Below are 24,715 nucleotides of genomic sequence, written 5' to 3'. Positions count from 1 at the left end.
ATCCTTGCATTCCATAAACTTATAATTATTTTTAAGGCATATAGAATAAACATTATAATAGGATGAAAATGAAAAAAATAATTTTTCTACTTTTGGTTATAATTTCAGGATTTAACTTTGCTCAAAGTGGCGAGGAACAATGCATAATCGGAAAGACAGCACATTTTAATCGTTTACAAAAATTTGCTGATTTTGACTATCCCGGTGATCAAAAGTATGACGTTAAATATTATAAACTTGATCTTACTGTTAATCATACCGCACAGACAATTTCTGGTAATGTAACTTGTATTTCACAAATCAATGAAGCAGGAGTAACAGAGATTTATTATGACCTCACGGATCCGCTTATTGTTGATTCAGTTTTTTTTAATGGAAACAGTACAACATTCACTAGAGGCTCAAATAAATTAAACATAGCACTTAACGGTACCTTTAACCAAGGCGATGAGATTACAACAATTGTTTACTATCACGGAACGCCTGGTTCTAGCGGGTTTGGTAGTTTTGAATTTAGTTCTCAAGGTGGTAATCCTGCTATTTGGACATTGAGTGAACCATATGGTGCTAAGGATTGGTGGCCTGCAAAAGATACTCCAGCTGATAAAGCAGATTCCGCAGATTTTTGGATTACAGTTAGTATATCATTAATCCCAGCGTCAAATGGTAAGCTTATGGAAATTACAGATAACGGAAACGGAACACACACTTACAAATGGAAGAGCAGCTATCCGATTGCTCAATATCTACTATCCATGGCAATTACAAACTATGCTGAATACACGAATTACTATAATTACAGTCCAACTGATTCAATGCCTATCAATCATTTTCTGTATCCGGGCAGTTTAAACTCAAATATTTCTCAGCTAGACAAAACTCCAGGTATGATCGAAGTGTATGCTGAGCATTTTGGAGACTATCCTTTTATAAATGAAAAGTACGGACATGCACAATTTGGATGGGGTGGCGGAATGGAACACCAAACTATTACTTCAATGGGTGGGTTTGGCGATATGCTTATTGCTCACGAATTAGCACATATGTGGTTTGGAGATAAAATCACTTGTAAAGATTGGCATCATATCTGGCTTAATGAGGGCTTTGCAACCTATGGTGAGTGTGTAATGAATGAGGCCTGGTATGGAAAAGCTGGGTATGATAGTTACATTGCTAATAAGATAGCAAACGCAAAAAATGCTGTTGGGTCAATATGGGTTCAGGATATCAGCAGTGTTAATCAAATATTTAACAGCAACAGAACTTATTCCAAAGGAAGTGTTGTTTTGCATATGTTAAGGGGAATTGTTGGTGATTCAGTTTTCTTTAATATTTTAAGAACTTATGCTGCCGATCCAAATGTTGCTTATGGAGTTGCTGTAACTGAGGACTTTCAAGCTGTTGCGGAAAGTGTTTCCGGCATGAATTTAAATTATTTCTTTCAAGAATGGATCTACGGTGAAAACTATCCAAGGTATTCTGTTGTTTGGGGCAAACAAAACATTAGCGGCAATTTGTACAATTTATCATTAAAGATTAATCAAAATGTAAATTCAAATCCAACTTTCTTTACAATGCCGGTTCAAGTTAAGGTAAATTTTGAAAATAGCGATACTTTAATTACTGTTTTTAATAATGCTCAAAATCAGGATTTTAATATTTCCGTAAACGGAATGCCTACTTCAATTTCATTTGATCCGGGAAACTGGATACTTAAGAATCTAAACTCTATAGTTACCGGAGTAGAACCTGAGATAAATCCAAATACTTATTCACTTGAACAAAATTATCCAAATCCATTTAATCCAAATACTACAATTAAGTTTAATTTGGCTAATGAAGGGTTTACTTCACTAAAGATATATAATGTTCTTGGAAAAGAAGTTGCCGCAATTGTAAACGGAGAATTAACTGCTGGCACTCACTCAGTTTCATTTGATGCATCAAATTTGCCGAGTGGAATTTACATGTATACTTTAACCTCCGGTAGATTTACAGAAACAATGAAGATGTTGATGATAAAGTAATATTATGATTAAATTATAATCTCCAGAGGAGTACTTTTTCAATAAGTTTTTAAGTTTTCTTATTTGAATGTAAATCTTATCTGGATTTAATCTCAATTCATTTTAATATAAGTGTTTAATGAACTATAAAATAAATGATGATATTTTTACAGCTTTCCCAAAATTAGAAACTGAACGATTGTTTCTTACTGAATTTATGCTAAGTGATTCTGAGGAACTTTTTAAGATGCGTTCAGATAAAAAAATTTTAAAATATCTTGATAGGGAACCGCATAAATCAATCGAAGAATCAGAATTAATGATTTCTGAAATGATCAAAACATATAAGAATAAAGATGGTATCAACTGGATAATTAAAAAAAAAGACTCACTAAATGTTATTGGTTATATTGGTTATTTGAGGATGAGAATAGGAGATGTGCGAGCAGAGATTGGATATGCAATGAAACCTGAATATTGGGGCAATGGCTTTATGAGCGAAGCAATGGCTAAAGTAATTGATTTCGGGTTTAAGGTATTTTGTTTGCACAGCATTGAGGCTAATGTTAATCCTGCTAACTTAAGTTCAATAAAACTTCTTGAGAAATTCGGTTTTAAACGTGAAGCATTTTTTCACGAAGACTATTTTTTTAATGGAAAATTTTTTGATAGTGCAATCTACAGTTTATTAGAAACAGAGATTTAAAGATTACTTATCCGATCAACAACTTCCCACCAATGCTATGCAAAAATTCTTTTAAGTAATTCCAAGATGTCTTTTATCACTTCAATTAGAACTTCATCAGACTATATTTAAACAAGAAAATTTCAATAATCAAAAAGGGAAAAAGTGATGCAAAAAAGAATTCTTGGCAAAAATGCGCTCGAAGTTTCAGCAATCGGGCTTGGTTGTATGGGTATGTCTGAGTTTTACGGTCAAACAAATGATGATGAATCGATAAAAACAATTCATCGCACATTAGAGCTTGGTATAAATTTTTTAGATACAGCTGATATGTACGGTGTTGGTAAAAATGAAACTCTTGTTGGCAAAGCAATTAAAGGTAAACGCGATCAGTTTGTTATCGCAACAAAGTTTGGAAATATGCGTGGTGCTGATGGAAGTTTTCTTGGTGTTAATGGCAAACCGGAATATGTAAAACAAGCTTGTGATAAAAGTTTGAAACTTTTAGATATTGATGTAATTGATCTTTACTATCAACATAGGGTTGATCCAAAAGTTCCGATTGAAGATACTGTTGGAGCAATGGCTGATCTTGTTAAAGAAGGTAAAGTAAGATATCTAGGACTTTCGGAAGCCGCACCTTCAACAATACGACGAGCAAATAAGGTTCATCAAATTACTGCATTACAAACTGAATATTCTTTGTGGACGAGAGACCCTGAAAAGGAAATTTTGGATGTTTGTAAAGAATTAGATATCAGTTTTGTTGCATACTCACCTTTGGGAAGAGGATTTTTAACAGGACAATTTAAACCCGATCAGGAAATTCCTGCTGATGATTATCGAAGGGTAAATCCGAGGTTTGTTAAAGAAAACATAGAACATAATTACAAACTTGTTCAGCAGCTTGAGCAAATTGCAAAAGAAAAAAATTGTACTGTTGCACAACTCACACTTGCATGGCTTCTGCATCAATGGGATAAGACTATTCCGATTCCTGGTACAAAGCGAGTAAAGTATCTTGAAGAAAATGCTGCCGCTGTTGAAATTAAACTAACAGAAAATGAACTAAAGAAAATTAGTGATGCTGCACCTATTGGCTTTACAAAAGGCACGCGTTATGCTGAACAAGCTATGAAAGCGGTTAATAGGTAGTTAATAGTACTTACCTTGGGCAATTTATAATTAGGAACAAATTATTTGGAAAAGACTCAGGTTACTGAGTCTTTTTTATAGTGATTTAATCAGTTATTTAAATTTGAGTGTCAATCCTTATATCAGTAATTTTAACATCAATTATTCAACTCATATTTTACTCTAATGGATAAATTTAAAGACGAATATCAAAAAGAAGAACAGCAAGCTCAACTTCTAAACATTGATAAAGAAAATGATCCGGATTACGATCCCGATGATGATCTAACTTATGAAATTTCCCCCGTTGCTGCTGCATTTATTGGTTTAGCTGGTGGATTTTTTCTTTATCAAATTGTTGGTTCTTTGCTTACTCTTTTAATATTTGGCATGGATCTCGAATCCATACCGGTGCACAGTTTACGTCTGATGACAATGGCAGGGCAAATTCTTTTTATACTTTTACCTGCTTTGCTTTTTTCAAAATGGATTTACTCGGATGTTGGAAAAATAATTCGTATCCGCATACCTGATTTGAAAGAGTTAGGAATTTTTACGATTGGAATTGTAATTTTAACTCCACTACTTCAGAGTTTTTTATACATCCAAAATTATTATATAGAAATCTGGGCAAAAAATATTTCATTCATAAATGCCATAAAAAACTTTTTTGATGAAATGAATAAGATGGTTGAAAAAACTTATGGCAATTTGCTTACTGCAACTAATATTTTTGAGTTAATATTTGTAGTTATAGTTGTTGCTGTTGTGCCTGCATTATCAGAAGAAGCTCTATTCCGTGGATTTATCCAACGAAGTTTTGAATTAAAGTATAAAAAATATCTTGCAGCAATAATTACAGCTTTATTTTTTAGCGCGTATCATTTTAATCCTTACGGATTTATTCCGCTTTTTATTTTAGGTGCTTTTTTTTGGATTTGCAGCCTACAAAAGCAAAACACTTTTAATACCTATGTTTTTACATTTTCTAAATAACTTTTCTGCTGTAATGTTATATCACATTATAGGTGATGAGGAAATAATTAAATCAGATCCGGCGGTAAATCCAAATGAACTTTCATCGTATGTTACAATGTTTTTGGGATTATCGGTTCTTTTTGTTGGTTTGATTATATTCATAAACAAATATTATACTTCTAAAGAATTAATTAAGGAGAATTGAAATGCCATTTTGCCCAAATTGTACTTACGAATATGTTGAGGGGATTAAAAAATGTCCTGATTGCGGTGCTTCATTAGTTGATGAACTAATAGATCATGATTGGGTAGTCGTTTATACATCCGATCAGGAGTACGATATACAAATGATGAAAGACGCTTTAGAAAGTGCGGATATTGAAACAAATGTGTTATCACAAAAGGATAGTAATTTTCCTGTAACTGGTGATCTAGCCGTTATAAAACTTTTAGTAAAAAGTGACGATGTAGACTCTGCACAAAAGTTTATTGAAGAAATAAAAAACACTAGTACAGAAGACGAGCAATAATGGCACTCGGGAATACTGCTGTTCGGATTTTAGTTTCTGTGATTGCTATTCCAGCACTTGTATTGTTCTCTTATTTTGGCGGAGTTTATTTCTTGAGCTTCGTGCTAATCATTGCAGGAATTTCTTTTTATGAATTTTCTGTTTTGGCAAAGCAAAAAGGTGCAAATGTAAATGTTAATCTTGGTTTGCTTGCAATAATATTTTTAGTGATAAATCAGTATAGATTTTTATTCAGCCAGTATAACTTTTTAATTGCATTTTTTATTGTACTTTTGATTTTTGAACTTTTTAGAAACAATGGATCAGCAATACAGAATATTGGCTCAACTTTGCTCGGTGTTTTTTATTTGGGATTATTTGGAACCACACTTATTGGGATAAGAGAATTTTACCCAAACATAAATGGATTATACGAACACGGCGGATATTTAATTATCTCAATTTTTGTAACTATTTGGATTTGCGACTCCGCAGCTTTTTTTGGCGGAACTGCACTTGGCAAACATAAATTGTTTCCACGTGTAAGTCCAAAGAAAAGCTGGGAAGGTGCAATTTTTGGATTTGTATTTGCAATTCTTGCAATGATATTAGCAAAGAATTTAGTACTAGATTTTCTATCTCTTAAAAATGCAATTGTAATTGGATTTATTATCGGAACGTTTGGACAAATTGGTGATCTTGCTGAATCATTGTTAAAACGTGATGCAGGAGTTAAAGATTCATCACATTTAATTCCAGGGCACGGTGGAATCTTTGATCGTTTTGATTCGCTGTTGTTTTCATCACCAATTATTTATTTATACTTAACTTATTTAGCATGATGATTTTGGAAATGATTTTATGAGTGGCAAAGTTTCAGTAATTACTCTTGGTTGTTCAAAAAACACGGTTGATTCTGAAAGGCTAATGAAACAAATTCAGCTTAATAAAATTGATTTAACTGACGATCCAAACAAAGCTGAAACTGTAATTATTAATACTTGTGGATTTATCGAAGCAGCTAAAGAAGAATCTGTAAATACAATTCTTGAAGCCGTTGCAATGAAAAACAGCGGTAAGATTAAAAAAGTTATTGTTGCCGGATGTTTATCAGAAAGATATAAAGAAGATTTAATAAAAGATATTCCCGAAGTTGATATCTATTTTGGAACAGAAAATTACGAAGGCATAATAAAAGAGCTTGGCGGTAATCTAAAAAAAGAACTAATCGGCGAACGTTTATTAACAACTCCATCGCACACAGCCTATTTAAAAATTTCCGAAGGCTGCGATCATCCTTGTTCATTTTGTGCAATTCCACTTATGCGCGGATTGCATAAATCAAAACCAATGGATGAGTTGATTAAAGAAGCAGAATTTCTCGCTACAAACAACGCAAAAGAATTGGTACTGATAGCGCAGGACACAACTGATTATGGAAAAGATATTTACGGTAAGAATAATATTTCTGAGCTATTACGAAAATTAAGTGAGATTAACGGAATCGAATGGATAAGATTAATGTATGCTTATCCATCAAAATTTCCTGATGATCTAATTGAAGAGATAAAATCAAATCCAAAAGTTTGCAAGTATGTTGATATTCCGTTGCAGCATATTTCTGATGATGTTTTAAAATCAATGCGAAGGGGAGTTACTGCAGAGCGTACAAGAAAATTGTTACACAAACTACGTGCAGAAATTCCGGAAATAACAATTAGAACTACATTTATAGTTGGATATCCAAACGAAAAAGAAACGGACTTTGAAGAACTTTGTGATTTTATAAAAGAAATAAAGTTTGATAGAGTTGGAACTTTTACCTTTAGCGTTGAAGAAAATACATCAAGTTATATTCTTGGTGATCCTGTTTCTGAAGAAGAAAAGGAAAGAAGAAAAAATGTTTTGATGGAAATTCAAAAAGAAATATCACTGCAAAAAAATGAATCTTTTATAAATAAAAAACTAAAAGTATTAGTTGAAAGTGTTGAAGGGGATTTTTACATTGGCAGATCATATCGTGATGCACCTGAAGTTGATGGGGAGATTTTAATAGATAAAAAAAATAACAAAGTTAAAATCGGCAATTTTTATGATGTTGAGATATTTGATTACGATGAGTATGATTTGTTTGGTAATGTTTTGACAAAAGAAAGGAAAGAATAATGAGAACTTTTTTGTGCAGCCTTATCTGTTTATTTGCAACATTTAATTCTTTGGCTCAGGAAAACACAAATAATGAAGTTAAGAAAAAGATAAGTGATGCTGTTTATTTTCAAGACTTAGTCAACATACAATCAGATAAACCTGGGCTTTCTTCCGTTGATATTTATATTCAAGTACCATATAAAAATGTGCAGTTTCTAAAGTCAAACCTAGGATTTACTGCAAAATATTCAATTACAGCTTCCGTATTTGATAGCTCTAAAAAAAAATTAATTGTTGAAAAAACCTGGAATGAAATAATTAATGTTATTGATTTTGGAATGACTACAACTAAAGAAAATTATAAATTAAGCAAAAGAACTTTCGATCTTTTACCAGGGACCTATTCAATACGAACAATGCTTTCGGATAAGGATTCTAGGCAAGAAGCTATTGGTGAAAATATTTTTACAGTTAAAGAATATGTTGGTGATATAACCCTAAGCGACATATTAATGATTTCAAAATCGGATAACGCAACAGGTAAAAATGAACTCATTCCGAATATAAGCCGTAATATCCCAAGCTCTAAAAACAGGGTTCAATTTTATTATGAAGTTTATGTTAAGGATTCTGTTGATACAAAGAAATCTTTTGAATATTCTGTTCTTAATTCAGAAAAGAATCTAATCCATAAAGAAGTTGAGGATAGGGATTTAAAACCCGGGATAAACAAAGTATTTTATTCTCTTTCAGAATTCTCTTTTGATCTTGGCGTGTATTCATTAAGTGTTTCAATGCTTGATGAAAACTCAAAAGCGATTCAGACAGTTAATAAAGCTTTTTATTCACACTGGAAAGGCTTACCGGTTGTTATCACCGATATAGATAAAGCAATTTCTCAAACGGTTTATATTGCCACTCCAGAAGAACTTGATAATATGCAAGATGCCGAAACCACATCAGAAAAAACAAAAAGATTTTTGGAGTATTGGAAGAAAAAAGACCCTTCGCCAAACAATGATGAAAATGAAATATTTGACGAGTACTTCCGTAGAATCGAATATGCTAATGAAAATTTTTCAAACTATACCGAAGGCTGGCGCTCAGACAGGGGAATGGTCTATACTATACTTGGAGCACCAAATAATATTGATAGACATCCATTTGAATATGATTCTAAACCTTATGAAGTTTGGGAATACTATGATATTAATAGAAGTTTTGTTTTTCTTGATCAAACAGGTTTTGGAGATTATAGATTAATGACACCATTAACCGGCGATTTGTACCGTTACAGATATTAATATTTTACTTATTTGTTTTTTTGATCATGATTCTAATAATAACTCTCAATCCACTTTTAGAACGAATATTTACTTACGAGCAAGTAAAGTTTGGAACCGTAAATAGAAACTCCTTCACAAAATTATTTGCAGGCGGCAAAGGATTAAACGTTAGTCGCCAATTAAAAAAGTTTGGAGTAAAATCTTATAATTATTTTTTTTCTGGTGGAACAAATGGAAAGCTTTATCGCGATTTATTGAAAAGCGATGGAATTGATTTTACATTTGTTTCTACAAAATCAGAAACAAGACACGCTGCTGTAGTGTTATCAGAAAAAGATAAAATTGTTTCATCTTTCTTTTCAGAGGATCCAAAAATTTCGCAAACCGAAGTTGATGAGTTCAAATCAAAATTAGATAAAATGATTCAGAACAGTGAAATTGTTATTTTTTCAGGTAGTTCACCATCGATTGAAACTGATTCAATATTCGCTTTTGGAATTGAATTAGCAAACAGGTATGATAAAGTTTCAATTTGTGATACTTACGGCAATCACTTGCAAGACTGTATTGATGCTTCTCCAACAATTATTCACAATAATTATTCTGAAATAGTTAACGCATTGTCTGTTAATTTTGATGATGAAAAATCAGTAATTGAATTTCTAAATAGTCTTTACAAAAAAAACATTAAGCGTGTTTATTTAACAAATGGGAGTAATAATTTTTACGCTTCTAATTTCAATTACATTTATAAAATTAAGCCTTTGCAAATTCAGGAAGTTGATGCAACCGGAAGCGGCGATAGTTTTGTTGCTGGAATTGTAAACAGCTGGATTAATTCTGATTTATTTGAGGAATCCTTAAAATTTTCAACAGCTACTGCAGGATTGAATGCCAAAACTTTTGATATTTCTTCCGTTAGCAAAGAAGATGTAATTTTATTTAAAGATAAAGTAGAAATTTTACCGGTTGGAAAAAAAACAAAGACAATCGATGACTCGCCTCGCGAAATTTAGTTTAGTAATTTTATTTTTCTTTTCTTCATTAATATCGGCCCAAAAGCTCTCTTCATTTGATGTGAAAGGCAATATTAATTTTGATGATTCCGAATATCTAAAATGGTCAGAACTTCGCTTAACACAACCTATTTTCAATGGAATAATTGATTCCGTAAAATCTAAAATCGTAAGAAACATTTTATTACAAGGGTATTATTTTTTTACATCAATAACGTCGAACTGATTGTTTCAGATGATTCTGTATTGTTTGAAATTATCTTGGATATAGATGAAGGCAATCCTGTAATTGTAAAAAATATTTATTTTGAAGGAAGTGATACCGCTGCGGATATACGTATGCTCAGTCAGTTTGATTATTTAAAAAGACAAATATTTAGTAAGCAGGCAATTGAATTAAGTATTGAACAAATATTAACCCAATTTGAAAATTCAGGTCATCCTTTTGCTAAAGTTAAAATCAGTTCGGTATATGTTTATAAAGATTCTTTGAATGACGAAAATTTTGCAGATATTTATCTTAATATAATAAGCGGTAATGTAAACAAGATAGATAAGGTTGATGTTCGCGGTAATACATCGACTAAGGATTATGTAATAATCCGAGAGCTTCGATTAGAATCGGGTGAGCCATATATACAAAATAGAATTGAAGAATTTCCAAATAGGTTAAATCGATTAAGGTTTTTTGATCCTGTAGCTGTTCCGCAGTTTTATATCAATTCTAAAAATGAAGGTATTTTACTTGTAGAAGTAAAAGAAAAAGTCCAAAAAACTTTGATGGAATTATAGGTTACATTCCACCAGGCAAAAATGAAAACTCTGGTTACATTACAGGACTTGTAAATATCTCATTAAGAAATTTATTTGGAACTGGCAGGTCAGCAGCAATCAGATGGAATAAGTATAATCGTGATTCCCAAGAATTGGAATTAAAGTATCTGGAGCCATGGTTACTAGATTTTCCAGTAAATATAAATCTTGGACTTTATCAAAGGGCTCAGGATACAACTTATGTGCAGCGAAAATATGAAGGGACAGTTGAATATTTAGCAACAGAAAATATCTCGGCATCATTGATTCTGGCTGCTGAGACGGTTGTGCCAACAGTTAGAACTATTCCTGTTTTTACTATATATAACTCTTCATACATTACAACTGGTGCTAATATAAGAATTGATACACGAGACGATCCTTATTCACCTACAAAAGGCTTTTTATTTGTTAACGCTTATTCCTTTAGTAGAAAAACAATTAATGGTCCTGTTGAATATATCACACCAGCTTTACAAACCTCCGTCGATCTTCAAAGATTTTCATCTAGCTTTTACATTTTCTATGAATTATTTGCGAGACAAATTATTGCTGCTGGGGTAAACGTAAAAGAGCTACGCGGTTCAACTTTTGAAAATAGTGACTTATTTAGACTTGGCGGCACAAATTCTTTACGTGGATATAGAGAGGAACAGTTTATAGGAGCGAGAATATTTTGGTCTAACTTAGAATATCGCGCTTTGTTAACTAGACGTTCTTACGGATTTATATTTTTTGATACAGGTTACTATTTGCGTCCTGAAGATATTGAAAAAAATATCATTAAGTCAGAAGAGTTTCTTTATGGTTTTGGACTAGGTTTAAATCTTGAAACCGCATTGGGTGTTTTAAGAGTAAGTTATGCACTCGGTGAAGGTGATACTTTTAGCGATGGAAAAATCCATTTTGGAATATTAAATGAATTTTAATTAATGGAACTAATTATATTTAATAAAGGTTAAGTATTTATGATTAATCAAAAAGAATACACGAATGGCGAAATTTCAGTTATTTGGAAACCGAATGTTTGCATACATTCAGGTAATTGTGTTCGGGGTTTAGGGAAAGTATTTAATCCTAAAGATCGCCCATGGATTAAAATACATTCGGCAAATACAGATGAAATAATAAACACGGTAAATTCGTGTCCATCAGGTGCGTTAACATATATAAGGAATAATGAAATGACAGATAAACCGGAAGCAACAAAACCTGCAAATTCAAGCGAAGTAATAACTAACATTAAAATAATTTCAGGTGGACCGATAATGTTCGAAGGGTCGTGCACTATTGTAGATAAAGAAGGAAATGAGACGTTAAAAGAGGGTAAAATATTTCTTTGCCGCTGCGGTGGCTCAAATAATAAACCTTACTGCGATGGAACTCATAAAAAAGTTGAGTTTGATAAATAAATAAAATTAAGTTTCTCTTTAAGTGCTGCTTCGATTATTTTGAGGCAGCATTTTTTTATTTAAAGATGAACATTTCAAAACATATCCTTGCATACATAAAAATTACACGCCCGCTAAATGTTATAGTAACATTTTTTGTAGTTGTAGTTGCAATCTATATATCTCAAAAAGAAAATTTAGATTTATCGTTTATGGTTTTAGCCTCATTAGCTGCGGCTTTAACGGCTGGATCAGGAAATATAATTAATGATATTTACGATATTGAGTCAGATAAAATATCACATCCACGAAGAGTTTTGGTAGTGAGCTCAATTTCTAAAAAACAAGCATGGTATTATTATTTATTTATTAATTGTGCTTCAGTTTTTATTGCAGCAAGTTTATCCTCAGTTCTTTTAACTATTGTTTTTGTTGTTACATTATTACTCTTTATATATTCAGCTTATTTGAAACGAATGCCATTGATCGGAAATGTAACGATAGCATTGATTACAGGTTTAGCCTTTATTTACGGTGGATACGCTGCTGATAATCCAATTGCCGCAATCGTTCCAGCCGTATTTGCTTTTTTGATTAACCTAATAAGAGAAATAGTAAAAGATATTCAGGATATTGAAGGCGATTCAAAATTAAAATATAGAACTTTCCCAATCATATTTGGAATTGATAAATCAAATAGAATTATTTCTCTAATAATAGTTTTATTACTTGGAGCCACATTTTATCCCTTTTTAACTCATTTATATAAAATAGAATACTTTTTAATTGTAATGATATTTGTAAATCCACTGCTTGTATTGTGTATAAAATTTTTATTTGATAAGAAAAAAGGAAATAAATATTCCATCATAAGCAGCATCTTAAAATTAAATATGTTGATCGGCTTAATTGCAATTTGGTTTGGCAGGTGAAAAATTTTGATAAAAAATATTTAGTTGGTGATATTAAATATCTCGCCGGAACGGATGAAGCAGGACGAGGTCCATTAGCCGGACCGGTAGTTGCAGCAGCTGTAATTCTTCCAAATGATTTTTATGATTACCGAATTAATGATTCAAAAAAACTATCTGCAAATCTTAGAGATGAACTTTTTGATGTGATACGAAAAAACGCACTTGCTTATGCATATACTGAAATATCGCATAAGAAAATTGATAAAATAAATATACTCCAAGCATCTCTGCTTGCAATGAAAACATCTGTAAAAAAATTAAAGATTCAACCACACGTTATTCTTGTTGATGGAAATAAATCATTCAGTTATTATGCTGATGTAATCCCAATAGTTAAAGGTGATTCTAAATCTTTATCGATAGCATCAGCTTCAATCATCGCAAAAGTCATACGTGATAGAATAATGATGAAATATTCAAAAAAGTTTCCGCTTTATGGCTGGGAAACAAATAAAGGTTATCCAACTACTGAACATATTAAAACCGTTTTGAAATATGGCGCCTGTCCGTTGCACAGAAAGACTTTTCTTAAAAAGATATTTGAACACGCAAATCAAACTGAGTTATCTTTTATCGAAAGTGATAACTAATGAGTGAAAAAAACAAAAGAGATCTCGGAAAAGAAGGAGAGGATATAGCGGTAAAATATCTTACGGAAAAAGGTTTTATAATTATTGAACGAAATTATCACTACAGCACAAAAGGTGAAATTGATGTAATTGCCAATGACAAAAATCAATTAGTTTTTGTAGAGGTTAAATCCAGAATTAATCTTGAGTATGGTGAGCCTGAGTATGCTATCAATCCAAAAAAAATCAAACAAATAAAAAAAATGGCGGAGCTTTATCTTTTTGATAAAGAAATTGATGAGGCCGACTGCAGGTTTGATGTTGTTGCAATTTTGCTTGGTGATGGTTCAAACCCAGTTATTAATCACTATGAAAATGCTTTTATGTGAAAAAAATCTTGATTTAATTCACAACAATTAAATACACTCAAAAACTTTGCGAAAAATTTCTTAGTTTGAATCTACGATTAAAAAAATAATTCAAAATATATTCCCAAAATGAAAAATTCTAAAAACTTAAATGTTAAACCGGGCAAAATGGAATTGCGTTTAACAGAATTTTTCATAATGCTGGCAGGACTCTGGCAGTTTCAAATTCAATTCTTTAAACAAATTTTTATTCCACCTTACGAAATTGACCAAATCCGAAAACACATGGATGAGCTTGGAATTAAAACTCTTCCTATTGTTAGTGTAACCGGATTTATTATCGGGCTTGTTATTACCATGCAAATGCATCCTGTTATGGTGCGGTTTGGTGCTGAAGCTTTTTTACCCGGCTCCGTGGGAATATCGATTGTTAGAGAATTGGGACCTGTAATTACAGCTTTAATTTTTGCCGGAAGAGTTAGCTCTGGTATTGGTGCAGAACTTGGATCAATGCGAGTGACCGAACAAATTGATGCTATGGAAGTATCGGGTGTTAATCCTTTAAATATCTAGTTATCACAAGAATATTTGCTTGTACTTTTATTCTTCCAATATTAACTGTGTATGTTATTTTTGTAGCTTTTGTTGGATCATATATAGCCGTGGTGCTTGTCCAAAATATGAACTATGCCTATTTCGTTGATTCAGTTGTTGCATCTGTAGAATTTGGAGATGCAATTCCAGGAATTCTAAAAACTTTTGTATTTGGTTTTATTGTGGGAATCGTTGGAACTTACAAAGGTTACACAGCAACAAACGGAACTGAAGGTGTTGGTAAAGCTGCAACTACGGCCGTTGTTGTTTCTTCACTTATGATTTTAATTTTTGATATGGTACTTGTAAAAATAACTCTTTGGTTGTGGCCAACTATATGACAGATGTTGTTGAAATATTAAATGTTTCAAAAGCTTTTGGTGATCACGTTGTACTTAAAAATGTTTCACTTAAAGTTGAAGAAAACGAAAATTTTGTTGTCTTTGGACAGAGTGGTACAGGTAAAAGTGTTTTGTTAAAATGTATAGTAGGATTATTAGAACCTGATTCGGGTGAAATTTATATCAAAGGAACTAATGTTCTTAATTTAAATCAGAAAGAATTAAATAAGGTTCGTAAAAATATTGGATTTTTATTTCAAGGAGCCGCGTTGTACGATTCGATGAGCGTGCGGGAAAACTTAGAATTTCCATTGATCAGAAATTTTAATTTCACGCCAAAAGAACGTGAAGAAAAATCAAAACAGTTTTAGAAAATGTTTCTTTGGAAGAAGCTATTGATAAAATGCCATCAGAACTTTCCGGCGGAATGAAAAAAACGAATCGGGCTTGCACGTTCAATTATTGCAGAGCCAAAACTTATGTTATATGATGAGCCGACTACGGGACTAGATCCGATAACATCAAAAGAAATAAGTTCTTTAATATTAGAATTGCAAAAATCTTTGAAGATGACATCTATAGTTGTTACACACGATTTACTTTGCGCAGAAATAATTGCGGACAGAGCAATAGTATTAAATGAAGGTATTGTACAATACGAGGGTACAATACCAGAACTAACTTCTTCACGAGATCCATTTTTAAGAAATTTCTTTAATATGAAATTATTGAAGAGCAGAACAGGAGCACTAATGAATAATACACTTGCAAATGCTAAACTTGGAATTTTTATTTTTTGGGAAGTACAATATTGGTTGTTATAATTTTCCTTCTCGGAAATAAGGATCAATTATTTGCCTCAACATATACTATCAAAGCAAATTTTAAAAATACAGAGGATTAAGAAATGGGGCTTCAGTAAGATTTGGAGGAATTGATGTCGGCGCCGTTAAAAGCATCCAAATTGTTAGTGATACGAGTGTAAGCGTTGAGGTTACGATGCGGGTAAAAGAGGAAATAAAAAGTTTTATAAAAAAAAGATTCGAGAGCGAGTATAGAAACCGAAGGTTTAGTAGGTAATAAAGTTGTTATGTTAACAATGGGTTCACCGAATGCAGAAGTAATTTTAGATGGAGGCAGAATACTTTCTAAAGAACCATTAAGTTTTGCAGATATTATAGAAGAAACACAAGGGATAATGGCTTACACAAAAGATATGACTAAAAATATGGCGGAAATTGTTTACAAAGTAAATAAAGGTGAGGGTACTATCGGTAAAATATTGAATGATGATAAACTTTATACGGCAGCAACTAACCTTACAAATACAGCTGATAAAAACTTAAACTCGATTTCGGATGATATGAAAGATGTTATCGCATTATTTGATAATCTTGGTAATGGGGTAAGGGATGTCGTTGGAAATATAAATTTAATTGTTACAAAGATTGATACAGTGTTAGAAGGTGTTTCTGAAGGTAAGGGGTTGCTCGGTTCTTTGGTTTCGGATAAAGGAAAAGAAGGAAAATCCTTAAATCAAATTTTGGATAATTTAGTTGTTGTAACTGAAGATGCAAAAACTTCGGCATCACGACTATCAGAAAATATGGAAGCCTTAAAGCATAACTGGTTATTTAAAAGTTATTTTGAAGAACGAGGTTATTGGGATAAAGATGAGTTTGAAAATCAAATAGACTCAAAAATTATTGAGTTGAATGATAAAATTAAATTGTTGGATGAAAAGATTTTAGAATTAAAATCAATTGAGAAAAAATAAATTTACGCTTATATCGTGGACGTCTAACTTACGTCCACAATTTGAACAATTGTTAAAATTACTTTCCTGAAATTTCAATTCAAAAAATGGCTAAAGAAAAAAAAATAATCGTAAAAGGTGCACGCGTTGAAAGTCTTTCTTCTTATGCACGGCAATTTCTTGAGCGAATGAATAAGCCTGATGTGGATTTAATTCAAGGATTTCTCCTGCCGTTGCAATCGAACAAAAAAACGGGCTCTCGTAACTCCTGTTCAACAGTAGGGACAACAACCGAAGTTTATGATTACTTGCGATTATTGTTTGCTCGAATCGGAAAAACGATTTGTTTTCAATGCAGTAAGGTTGTTACTAAGCTACCACAGGAACCGTTGCAGATTGGCTTGAAGAGCAAAAGATGCAACAAGGTTCTATCTCACATTTCCGCTTCACGATCACGAAGGGCATACTGTAAAAGAAGAAATTGAGTTGTTAAAAAAACGTGGATTTTTTAGAATCTATTTTAATAAGAAATTTTACGATCTGAACGAGACTGATGTAAAATTACCTAAAAGCAAAAAGCAGTTCGAGTAGTTGTCGATAGATTTAAAGTGACCAAAGGTGAGGTACGAGAAAAACTTTCTGATTCTATTGAGGTGACATTTAAAAGAAGGTGAAAACAGAATTGTTCTAATCAATGCTGATACCAATGAACAAGATGAGTTTAACAAATTTTACGAATGCTGCGGTGTTCGTTACGAAGAACCAGAACCAAGATTCTTTTCAATAATCCTTTCGGTGCTTGCCCGGTTTGCCAAGGATTTAGTAAAATAATTGGCGTGGATATGAATCTAGTTATCCCAAATCCAAATCTTACAATCGCTGATGGAGCAATCGCACCATATCATGGTGCAAAATATAGTTCATATCTTCGTGATCTTATCCAGAATGCACGAGATTATAAATTTCCGATACACGTTCCATACAAACAGCTTACAGAAGAGCAAATTTCCCTTGTAAAAAAAGGTTTTGGAAAGTACAAAGGACTTGATCACTTTTTTTCTGAACTGAAAGAAAGACTTATAAGATTCAAGCTCGCGTAATGCTTAGCCGATATCGTGGTTACACAACATGTCCGGCATGCAAAGGATCAAGATTAAGAAGGGAAGCGCTTCCAAGTAAAAATTGATAACAAATCTATTCACGAAATTGTACAAATGCCAATAGAGCACTCTTTACAGTTTTTTGAAGTATTAAAATTATCTGAATATGATTACACTGTTGCAAGAAAGAATCCTTAAAGAGATTATAAAGCGCTTAACTTTTCTAAACAATGTTGGAATTGGTTATTTAACATTGGATCGCTACAGCAAACACCTCTTTCTGGCGGAGAAACACAAAGAATAAATCTTGCAACTTCCCTCGGTTCTGCATTAGTTGGTACACTTTACGTTTTAGATGAACCAAGCATTGGCTTGCATCCCCGTGATAATGCGAAACTTATAAATATTTTAAAAAATCTTAGGGATATTGGTAACTCGGTTTTAGTCGTCGAGCACGATGCAGATATGATGCGCGAAGCTGATCTTATTTTTGATATGGGACCAAAAGCAGGAATTGAAGGCGGAGAAATTGTTGCAATTGGGGATTATGACGAGATATTAAAAAATAAAGTTTCTTTAACAGGCAAGTATCTTTCTGGTGAGTTATCGATACCGGATACCTGAAAAACGCAATGAAAGAAAAGGTAAATCTGTTAAAATTATAGGAGCAAAGAAAACAACCAAAAATCTAACTCTAGAAATTTTAAATAAATTTGAGTTGTAACGGGCGTTAGCGGTTCCGCAAAAGCACACTTATACACGATATATTTTATGCAGGACTTGCAAAGTATCTTGGAAATGCACCATCGTTCATTGGTAAGTACGATGATATAAAAGGTGGCAGTATATTGATGATGTTGTGATCGTTGATCAATCTCCAATTGGTAAGTCTCCCAGAATCAAATCCAATTAGTTACATAAGCTTTTGAGTTGATTCGAGATTTATTTGCATCAACTCATCAAGCAAGCTCGGGATCAACCTGGTTTCTTCTCATTTAATGTTCCGGGCGGAAGATGCGAAACCTGCCAGGGCGATGGTTATATCAAAGTTGAAAGCAGTTTCTTGCTGATCTTATCTTGAATGCGATGACTGTAACGGCACTCGATACAAAAAGAAATTCGTGAGATAACTCAAGAAAAACCTTGTTGATGTTCTTGATATGACGGTCGATGAATCATTGTTGTTTTTGAGGGCAATGATAGAATTTCTAGATTATTACAGGTTCTTGCTGATGCTAGGATTGGGCTATATTAAACTTGGTCAGCCATCCAATACTTTATCAGGTGGAGAAGCTTAGCGAATAAAACTTGCTTCATATCTTACTTCAAAGAGACAGAAGACATTTACTTTTATTTTTGATGAACCGACTACAGGATTGCATTTTCAGATATTTCAAAACTGCCGAAATGTTTTCAACTTCTGCTAGAAAGAAATAATTCCGTTGTGATAATCGAACACAATTTAGATGTTATAAAATGTGCTGATTATATTATCGATCTTGGTCCTGAAGCCGGAGATAAAGGCGGGGAAGTTGTGGCAACCGGAACTCCTGAAGAGATTGTAGAAAATCAGAATTCTTGGACAGGTAAATATTTAAAAGATTATCTAAACTGAAATCAATTATTTTTTATCTCGCTTTACAGTAGGTTTCAAATCAGAAGGTCTTCCTAACTTTCTAATCCTAAAATTTCTCTTTTGGCGATCTAATGAATCATCAATGTTGCCTAAAATATTTTGTTCCCCTGATAACTTTCAAAAATCCAGTTTGATCCAATGTTATTAGTGGTTGTGTGTGAACGCTGATAAAACTAATTGTGTGCCTTTTTAGTGATTCATGATAAACTTCTTCAAGATATGAATTCCGGTTCCATCTATTGCAGGAACATTTCTCATTCTTATAATCAATACTTTTGGTGGACTTTCAATAAATCGCATTGCATCTCTAAATTTTTGAAACCGCTCCAAAGAAAAACGGCCCATTTATTTCAAAGACTTCAACTTCATCCGGAACTTTTTTGAATTTTATTGCATTCAAATCTATTGATTCTTCATTATCGTCCGTTAACTCACGCGTAATGATCCCAACATTCGTAACCATTGCCATAGAACGCATAAATAGAAATACTGCTAACACCATTCCAACTTGTATTGCTATAGTTAAATCAAATACAACGGTTAATCCAAAAGTTGTTAGTAAAACCGCAATATCACTCTTGGGACTTTTAAATATCTCAACAAAAGATCGCCACTCACTCATATTGTATGCAACGATTATAAGTATAGCTGCAAGTGTTCCCATCGGAATTAGTTTGGCATACTGAGCAAAAAAAGTGTTATTAGTAAAAGAACAATTGCATGTACAATTCCAGCAATTGGTGTTCTTCCGCCATTTTTAATATTTGTAGCTGTGCGCGCAATTGCGCCTGTTGCAGGAATTCCACCAACAATGGAGTTACAATATTCGCAATACCTTTGAGCAACCAAATTCCATATTAGAACGATGTCTTCCGCCAATCATTCCATCTGCAACAACCGCCGAAAGTAAAGACTCCAATAGCTGCAAGTATCGCAATTGTAGTTGCTGGTCCAATTAAATTTTAATCGTTGCAAAATCTATATGTGGAAGAACAGGTGAAGGAATTGCAGATGGAAGGTCACCAAACTTTGATCCAATAGTTTCAACTGGAAAATGAAAAATTTGAACAAGTGCTGTTGTAACCAAAAGTGCAACTATAGATCCTGGAATTTTATGAGTGATTTTGGGAAAAATTAAAATAATAAATAGTGTAAGCGCGCCGTTCCAAATGCGTAATAATTTATTGTTGAAAAGTTAAACGAGTATTCAATCCATTTATCAAAAATTCCGAAGGAACTTTATCCATTGCTAATCCAAAAAAATCTTTAATCTGAGTAAAAATTAGCAGAGCAATACCGCTTGTAAATCCAACGACAACAGGATGTGGAATAAATTTAATTACGGATCCAAATCTTTGCAGACCCATAATTACAAGAATTACTCCCGCCATAATTGTTGCAATGATAAGTCCATTCATTCCATATTGCTGAACAATTCCACAAACAATAACGATAAATGCGCCTGTTGGTCCTCCAATTTGTACACGACTGCCGCCAAGAAAATGAAATAATAAATCCGGCTATTATTGCAGTGATTAACCTTTTTCAGGTGTTACTCCAGAAGCAATACCAAAGCAATTGCGAGAGGAAGTGCAACAATTCCTACAATTGTTTCCTGCGATAAGTCGGCAAAAAATTGTTTTGATGTAATCTTTTAAGGTGGTGAATAATTTAGGTTTTAACATTAAATACTGTTTAGTTTATCAAAAGACGGCGCAAGATAATAATTATCAAAATCAATCACGTTATTACCTGCAATGATTATAGTGCTAAAAATTGTTTTATATCTTGTGATTGGAGGCATCATTTTTGAACAAGCTATTTACTTCAAAATGAATATCTTTAAGACAAAATAAATTAATGATGATCAGAAAATTACTTTTATATTTATCGTTATTGCCCAGATTTCATATTCACAAAATTATGGAAGCCTACGGTTTCACAAATTATGCAGATGACAGGGAAAGTGCATTCAGTTTAACTTTGATGATGGTCTTCTAACTCAAATTGAAAATGTCCGACCTAATATTAAATCAATATGGATTTAAAGGAACTTTTATGTACTTCCTCCATATTTAACTGAATCATTACCAGGAATTTGGAGATATGGAACTCACTTAGTTTTCAAGCAATGGCAAGTGAAGGTTGTGAAATTGGTTCACACACACATTGAACCACGATATTTTAACTATTCCACCTTTGGGAGATATCTTAACCGAAGGTACATTATTGTATGAACTTAATAAGTCAAAAGATTCCATAGATCAAAGGATTCCTAATTCCAAGTGTATTTCATTAAACTACCCTTTATACACTTCATAATTCTCTTGTTGATTCTGCCGCAAGTTTGTTTTATGAAAATGGCAGAGTACACTTTGGACAAGTTCCAAACGATTCATCATCCACTAAAGATCAGTGGTTTGGATTGAATGCGAAAGTTGTTGAATTTAGTTTACTTAGGACTTCTGTTGATGATGATCTTGAGAACTTTATACTTTTTTTTTTTTTTTTTTTTTTTAGATTGGACTCAAAACTCAATTATGAACCATAAATGGGGAATGATCATCATTCACGATGTTGTTCCGTTTACTCAACTTCAAGACTTACAATAAATGCGGGAATATATCAACCGGTTACAATTTCAATGGTTAACCTCATTGTGTGATTTTCTATGGGCAAGATCATCAAATAAAGAAGTGTGGGTAGAAACAGTTGGAAAACATTACCCTGATATACTAAAGAAAGAGATAATTCCAATTATCAAATCATTTCTTCGTCGAGTGGCTTAATAGAAATTAATGTGGAAAATAATTTAGATAACCTAATTTATAACTATCCTTAAGTGCATACATAAATCCGGACAATTGGAACTTGTTCGATTTGTAAACAAAACGGAACTTGTGGACAAATTAACACATAATTGTAACAGATTCCGGAACCGTCGTTCTTTTCCAAAGTAATTCCAAATAATGGAAATAAAACTTAAGCCCGTTTGCACCAACAGGAACTGAAACTGGAAGCTAATAGCGTTTCAGAATTTCAAATTATTTCAAAACTATCCTAACCCTTTCAATCCAAACATAAGTATTAAACACACAATTAGGCACAATTTGTTTCCTCTAAAAGTATTTGATGTATTGGGTAATGATACGTAACCTAGTTGATGAATTTAAACCAGCAGGAGCTTACAATGCACAATTTTCAATTTACAATTACCAACTAAGTTCAGGTTTTTATTTCGTATCAATTAAAGGCAGGAGATTATTTAGAAACAAAAAAAAATGATTCTATTAAAACAACTTTGTGAATTCAAACTTTTGTGTGCGTTTTGTTCGGGGGAATCTGCTTTTTAAGCTCAATAGTCATTACTGCCGCCCCAGCATCCAGTTATTGTACTTAACCACATATTGACCAAGAGGAATTTCAACATCCTTAAATTTTCCAACCAGTTAAATAGTTTAATAACTCATCATCATTTTTAAATGGTAACTAAATGTGATTTCTTTGTTCAAAACCCAGTTGCCTGAGAATTAAATGTTATCCTGTTCCTTTTATCGAGCTTTCCCAGTTTCAACTAACCTATTAAATAATCCTATATTTTCTTCATCCCAATCACTAACAAAAGAAAATATCTTTGCCTCTGAAAATGCATTTGTAATTATCTAACACTTTCCTCTATCAACACCAAAAATGCTCTGAAACATAATTTATGTATTCTTAAATTCTTTATGATTACTTTTACCAATCCTGTTTTCGTCTCTCTAAGATTTTCTTTTCGGGTGATTCAGTAACATCGACCTTTCTCATCTTACCAAAAAGAAACCATCAGAATCAATTTCCGAGGCAGAACGCGTATAGCTTTTTTCAATTCAGGATTTAGTTGTTTTTCTCCATACTCTGTAAACGCTTGTCGGGAAGGGATAGGTAAATTTATTTCTAACAATTCCACAGGATACTTTTCTAAAATCTTATCAATTACTAACATTTTCTTCAACAGATAAGGTAGGTTGAGTAAACAATTTCCGCTCCTACTCTGCCATTTTTATTGCCCAATAAGTAATCGCGTTTGCAGATGTTCTACATCCCGTCAACATGATCCAACGGCCACCAATTACTTATTCACCTTTTTCTGAATGATTCCAAGTCCGCTATGATGGTGCATCCACAAGTACTTTTGTAAAGTGATCATCATAAACTTTACTGAGTACTTCACCTTTTGAATGAATTTATGAAGAATTGATGATATTCATTCGTTCAAGATTAAATACTAAAGACTTGATTCTTTCATTATCCAATTCATTAATTAAAAAGCGCACCACGATTGTTCATCATCTCTGCAATCTGCGTGGATTTAGATCCAGGGGCACCGCAGATCCAGTACAACATCATCACTTGTTGATTTAAGATTGGTTGGCGCATCATTGTGGAGAGATCAATGTAGTAAAACCCTCATTACGTGCTCAAATGTTTTACCTATCCTTTCATTTCCTTCAATTATTTTTAATACTTTTCAAAATGATTAATCGGTAAAGATTTTATTTGATATTTTTCAAAAGTATTTGACAAACCATCTTTGAAATTTCGATGTATTTACTCGTATGTACTGAGCGCTATCCAGTTCGATAAATTTAAATACTTATCCGCAGCTTCTTTTCCGTAAAGTGATGAAAAGTAGTCGCATATTTTTGCGATACTTCGTTGCCAAACAATACTCGATAAGATTTAACTTTTGAAAGATCTCATTTGAAACAAAGGTATATTTTTTCCATTAGAAAATGTCTTTTATAATCTTTTTATTCGATTAAGAAGATCATCTAAATAATTATTGTAAGAATCTAAAACGATTTGATTACAGATTTATCTTTCGGAATGTATGCTTTACCGTTCTTTTCTTTAGAACTGTAAACAATAAATTTAGCTTCATCATTGGTAGCTTGACATAAACAGATTCACCATCAGTTGTTATTATTTCGTAGCACTAAAAAACTCCTGCCTAATAACCAGCGTTTTAATGGGAATGGAAATAATTTCGGAGCTGGAGTCTAATTATAAAATGGAGGAAATTCTCAATCCTAGAGGAAAGAACGTTAGCTTCACCCAATTTTTCGATAAAGCTTTTTTCGTTCCAATTGCCGCTATTAGTGCAATAATGAAATTTTTAACGATGCTAGTCAGATCATCAATGTTTGAATATTTTTTTACTTGCAGTTTCGATCACTACAACCAGCAACTATTGAAGAAATTTGAGGAGCTTGTTCTGATAAACTGCGAGCACTGGAATTTTTTACAAGCAACGCAAGCAACTTCAAATCCCACACCCAAACTTGGACCGGAAACTTCTGGCAATCAGTAGTTTACTGCCGTCAATCCATTTTTATATCGGACGAGTATATATCTGTTTTGCGCTTAAT

The 24,715-nt window shown here is 32.7% G+C and carries 18 protein-coding genes and 4 pseudogenes; 21 read left to right on the top strand and 1 reads right to left on the bottom strand.

The window, feature by feature from the left end; all coding sequences use genetic code 11:
- Positions 1–68 precede the first annotated feature (68 nt).
- The 20 genes and pseudogenes from IPJ23_01050 (at position 69) to uvrA (ending at position 19,283) form a co-directional block, all read left to right on the top strand.
- Complete coding sequence (locus IPJ23_01050) at positions 69–2,027, top strand: T9SS type A sorting domain-containing protein (GenBank protein ID MBK7629320.1); 1,959 nt, start codon at positions 69–71, stop codon at positions 2,025–2,027.
- 118 nt (positions 2,028–2,145) lie between these two features.
- The gene (locus tag IPJ23_01045; protein MBK7629319.1) at positions 2,146–2,712 is read left to right on the top strand and encodes a GNAT family N-acetyltransferase; all 567 of its coding nucleotides are present in this window, start codon (positions 2,146–2,148) and stop codon (positions 2,710–2,712) included.
- Positions 2,713–2,859: 147 nt separating this feature from the next.
- The gene (locus IPJ23_01040) at positions 2,860–3,846 is read left to right on the top strand and encodes an aldo/keto reductase (protein MBK7629318.1); all 987 of its coding nucleotides are present in this window, start codon (positions 2,860–2,862) and stop codon (positions 3,844–3,846) included.
- A 165-nt stretch (positions 3,847–4,011) separates the two neighbouring features.
- Complete coding sequence (locus tag IPJ23_01035) at positions 4,012–4,821, top strand: CPBP family intramembrane metalloprotease (GenBank protein ID MBK7629317.1); 810 nt, start codon at positions 4,012–4,014, stop codon at positions 4,819–4,821.
- Between the two features lie 188 nt (positions 4,822–5,009).
- Positions 5,010–5,333, top strand: coding sequence for a DUF2007 domain-containing protein (locus IPJ23_01030; GenBank protein MBK7629316.1), 324 nt, complete (start codon positions 5,010–5,012; stop codon positions 5,331–5,333).
- Positions 5,333–6,154: a phosphatidate cytidylyltransferase gene (locus tag IPJ23_01025; GenBank protein MBK7629315.1), complete on the top strand. Its 822-nt coding sequence runs from the start codon at positions 5,333–5,335 to the stop codon at positions 6,152–6,154. Before IPJ23_01030 ends, IPJ23_01025 begins: the two co-directional genes overlap by 1 nt.
- A gap of 19 nt (positions 6,155–6,173) precedes the next feature.
- Positions 6,174–7,478, top strand: coding sequence for a 30S ribosomal protein S12 methylthiotransferase RimO (gene rimO / locus IPJ23_01020; protein ID MBK7629314.1), 1,305 nt, complete (start codon positions 6,174–6,176; stop codon positions 7,476–7,478).
- Positions 7,478–8,764, top strand: coding sequence for a GWxTD domain-containing protein (locus tag IPJ23_01015; GenBank protein ID MBK7629313.1), 1,287 nt, complete (start codon positions 7,478–7,480; stop codon positions 8,762–8,764). The genes rimO and IPJ23_01015 overlap by 1 nt, the downstream gene beginning before the upstream one ends.
- Positions 8,765–8,790: 26 nt before the next feature.
- Positions 8,791–9,762, top strand: coding sequence for a 1-phosphofructokinase (locus tag IPJ23_01010; GenBank protein ID MBK7629312.1), 972 nt, complete (start codon positions 8,791–8,793; stop codon positions 9,760–9,762).
- Positions 9,763–10,008: 246 nt separating this feature from the next.
- Positions 10,009–10,554, top strand: a complete 546-nt coding sequence (locus IPJ23_01005) for a hypothetical protein (GenBank protein MBK7629311.1) — start codon at positions 10,009–10,011, stop codon at positions 10,552–10,554.
- Positions 10,548–11,504, top strand: coding sequence for a BamA/TamA family outer membrane protein (locus IPJ23_01000; protein ID MBK7629310.1), 957 nt, complete (start codon positions 10,548–10,550; stop codon positions 11,502–11,504). Before IPJ23_01005 ends, IPJ23_01000 begins: the two co-directional genes overlap by 7 nt.
- Positions 11,505–11,543: 39 nt before the next feature.
- On the top strand, positions 11,544–11,987 hold the full coding sequence (locus IPJ23_00995) for a (4Fe-4S)-binding protein (protein MBK7629309.1): 444 nt from the start codon (positions 11,544–11,546) through the stop codon (positions 11,985–11,987).
- A 65-nt stretch (positions 11,988–12,052) separates the two neighbouring features.
- Positions 12,053–12,898, top strand: a complete 846-nt coding sequence (locus IPJ23_00990; protein MBK7629308.1) for a geranylgeranylglycerol-phosphate geranylgeranyltransferase — start codon at positions 12,053–12,055, stop codon at positions 12,896–12,898.
- Positions 12,895–13,530 carry a ribonuclease HII gene (locus tag IPJ23_00985; GenBank protein ID MBK7629307.1) on the top strand — a complete coding sequence of 212 codons (636 nt, stop codon included), beginning with the start codon at positions 12,895–12,897 and terminating at the stop codon, positions 13,528–13,530. Before IPJ23_00990 ends, IPJ23_00985 begins: the two co-directional genes overlap by 4 nt.
- Positions 13,530–13,898 (top strand): YraN family protein, encoded by a 369-nt coding sequence (locus IPJ23_00980; GenBank protein MBK7629306.1) that lies wholly within the window; start codon positions 13,530–13,532, stop codon positions 13,896–13,898. The genes IPJ23_00985 and IPJ23_00980 overlap by 1 nt, the downstream gene beginning before the upstream one ends.
- Positions 13,899–14,045: 147 nt before the next feature.
- Positions 14,046–14,812 (top strand): annotated as a pseudogene (locus tag IPJ23_00975) (ABC transporter permease).
- A pseudogene (locus IPJ23_00970) lies at positions 14,809–15,636 on the top strand (ABC transporter ATP-binding protein). The pseudogenes IPJ23_00975 and IPJ23_00970 overlap by 4 nt, the downstream one beginning before the upstream one ends.
- Before the next feature lie 109 nt (positions 15,637–15,745).
- On the top strand, positions 15,746–15,892 hold the full coding sequence (locus tag IPJ23_00965; protein ID MBK7629305.1) for a hypothetical protein: 147 nt from the start codon (positions 15,746–15,748) through the stop codon (positions 15,890–15,892).
- Between the two features lie 10 nt (positions 15,893–15,902).
- Complete coding sequence (locus IPJ23_00960) at positions 15,903–16,589, top strand: hypothetical protein (protein MBK7629304.1); 687 nt, start codon at positions 15,903–15,905, stop codon at positions 16,587–16,589.
- Between the two features lie 86 nt (positions 16,590–16,675).
- Positions 16,676–19,283 (top strand): annotated as a pseudogene (gene uvrA / locus IPJ23_00955) (excinuclease ABC subunit UvrA).
- Between the two features lie 6 nt (positions 19,284–19,289).
- Here the strand turns inward: uvrA and IPJ23_00950 are convergent.
- Positions 19,290–20,989 (bottom strand): annotated as a pseudogene (locus tag IPJ23_00950) (STAS domain-containing protein).
- 3,326 nt (positions 20,990–24,315) lie between these two features.
- Between IPJ23_00950 and IPJ23_00945 the strand changes: the two are divergent.
- Positions 24,316–24,657, top strand: a complete 342-nt coding sequence (locus tag IPJ23_00945; protein ID MBK7629303.1) for a hypothetical protein — start codon at positions 24,316–24,318, stop codon at positions 24,655–24,657.
- Positions 24,658–24,715 lie beyond the last annotated feature (58 nt).

Source organism: Ignavibacteriales bacterium, from assembly GCA_016709765.1.
Taxonomy (GTDB): Bacteria; Bacteroidota; Ignavibacteria; order Ignavibacteriales; family Ignavibacteriaceae; genus IGN3.
This window is presented reverse-complemented; position numbering and strand designations above follow the sequence as displayed.

Excerpts from the sequence above, each read along its gene's own strand:
- IPJ23_01050 (MBK7629320.1), top strand. The coding sequence starts at position 69 with ATGAAAAAAATAATTTTTCTACTTTTGGTTATAATTTCAGGATTTAAC.
- IPJ23_00995 (MBK7629309.1), top strand. The coding sequence starts at position 11,544 with ATGATTAATCAAAAAGAATACACGAATGGCGAAATTTCAGTTATTTGG.
- IPJ23_01010 (MBK7629312.1), top strand. The coding sequence starts at position 8,791 with ATGATTCTAATAATAACTCTCAATCCACTTTTAGAACGAATATTTACT.
- IPJ23_01035 (MBK7629317.1), top strand. The coding sequence starts at position 4,012 with ATGGATAAATTTAAAGACGAATATCAAAAAGAAGAACAGCAAGCTCAA.
- IPJ23_01025 (MBK7629315.1), top strand. The coding sequence starts at position 5,333 with ATGGCACTCGGGAATACTGCTGTTCGGATTTTAGTTTCTGTGATTGCT.
- rimO (MBK7629314.1), top strand. The coding sequence starts at position 6,174 with ATGAGTGGCAAAGTTTCAGTAATTACTCTTGGTTGTTCAAAAAACACG.
- IPJ23_00990 (MBK7629308.1), top strand. The coding sequence starts at position 12,053 with ATGAACATTTCAAAACATATCCTTGCATACATAAAAATTACACGCCCG.
- IPJ23_00945 (MBK7629303.1), top strand. The coding sequence starts at position 24,316 with ATGGGAATGGAAATAATTTCGGAGCTGGAGTCTAATTATAAAATGGAG.
- IPJ23_00980 (MBK7629306.1), top strand. The coding sequence starts at position 13,530 with ATGAGTGAAAAAAACAAAAGAGATCTCGGAAAAGAAGGAGAGGATATA.
- IPJ23_01040 (MBK7629318.1), top strand. The coding sequence starts at position 2,860 with ATGCAAAAAAGAATTCTTGGCAAAAATGCGCTCGAAGTTTCAGCAATC.
- IPJ23_01045 (MBK7629319.1), top strand. The coding sequence starts at position 2,146 with ATGAACTATAAAATAAATGATGATATTTTTACAGCTTTCCCAAAATTA.
- IPJ23_01030 (MBK7629316.1), top strand. The coding sequence starts at position 5,010 with ATGCCATTTTGCCCAAATTGTACTTACGAATATGTTGAGGGGATTAAA.
- IPJ23_01015 (MBK7629313.1), top strand. The coding sequence starts at position 7,478 with ATGAGAACTTTTTTGTGCAGCCTTATCTGTTTATTTGCAACATTTAAT.
- IPJ23_00960 (MBK7629304.1), top strand. The coding sequence starts at position 15,903 with ATGTTAACAATGGGTTCACCGAATGCAGAAGTAATTTTAGATGGAGGC.